This is a genomic window from Zoogloea sp. LCSB751 (genome assembly GCF_002028455.1).
Taxonomy (GTDB): Bacteria; Pseudomonadota; Gammaproteobacteria; order Burkholderiales; family Rhodocyclaceae; genus Zoogloea.
Map to the genome: position 1 here is coordinate 1 of NZ_MWUM01000067.1, position 1,281 is coordinate 1,281.

1 protein-coding gene is annotated in these 1,281 nt (G+C 61.4%); it reads right to left on the minus strand.

Annotation, left to right across the window (positions count from 1 at the left end; all coding sequences use genetic code 11):
- Nucleotides 1-69 precede the first annotated feature (69 nt).
- Nucleotides 70-1,281, minus strand: a 1,212-nt coding sequence (locus B4920_RS25740) for an IS256 family transposase (RefSeq protein ID WP_079437589.1), incomplete at its 5' end; no start/stop codon positions are given.

Here is a 1,281-nt window from a genome sequence, read left to right on the forward strand (position 1 = left end):
TGTCAGGAATTTTGTGTTTGAGGCGCTTCATGCACCTGCTCAGCCATGGTTGAGCAGGCGCGGCGGTCTTCATTTTGTCACTGCCGGAATAAACCGTTCCTCGTAGAGGATTGCGAACTGGTTCATCGCTGTTTTCCAGTATTTGATCGAGCTCTTCCAGTCGTCCGTAGCATTGCGTAGCGCCAGCCAGATCAGCTTGGTCGCGGCCTCGTCCGTCGGGAAGTGCCCCCGTGTCTTGATGATCTTGCGCACGCGGGCATTGAGGCTTTCGATGGCATTGGTGGTGTAGATCACCCGGCGGACTTCCGGGGGAAAGGCGAAGAACGGAATCACCTGATCCCAGACCCGACGCCAGGCGCTCACGATCGTCGGGAAACGCCGCCCCCATTCACCTTGGGCAAACGCCTCCAGCGCGGCTTCGGCTGTTTCGGCACTGACCGCCTGGTAGATCGGCTTAAGGGCCTCGGCCAGCGCCTTACGGTCTTTGTGGCTGGCGTAAGCCATGCTGTTGCGCAGCAGATGCACGATGCAGGTCTGCTGCGTGGTCTGAGGAAAGGCTACTTCCAGCGCCTCAGCCATCCCCTTCAAGCCATCAGTGACGGCAATCAGGATGTCGTTGCAACCGCGTACCTTCAAGTCATTGAAGACCTTCAGCCAGAACTTGGCCCCTTCCGTGCTCTCGATCCACAGACCGAGGACGTCCCGGCTACCGTCAGCCCGGATACCCAGCGCCAGATACACCGCCTTGTTGCGCACCACGGCATCTTCGCGGATCTTGACCCGCAGCGCATCGAAGAACACCACCGGATACACCGCCTCGAGCGGCCGACTCTGCCACTCTCGCACTTCGTCCATCACCGCATCGGTGACCTGACTGATGAAGTCCGCCGAAACGTCCGTGTGGTACATCTGCAGCAGATAGGCCTGGATCTCCCGTACGCTCATCCCTCGGGCGTACATCGCGATGATCTTGTCGTCGAACCCCGTGAAGCGCCGTTCGTGCTTGCCGATCAGCTGTGGCTCGAACTGCCCGGCCCGATCCCGCGGCACATCGATGCGCAGCGGTCCATCGTCGGTGAGCACCGTCTTGCCGCTCGTGCCGTTGCGCTGATTGGCACTTGCCTCGGGCTTCGCTTCGCCCTCGGCGTAGCCCAGATGATGGCTCAGCTCCGCCTGCAGCGCCCGCTCGATCAAGGCCTTCTTGATCCCGCGCATCACCTCTTCAACCGCACCGGCCGTCATCGGCCCCGTCACCACCTGATCCAGCCACTGCTGCGCGCC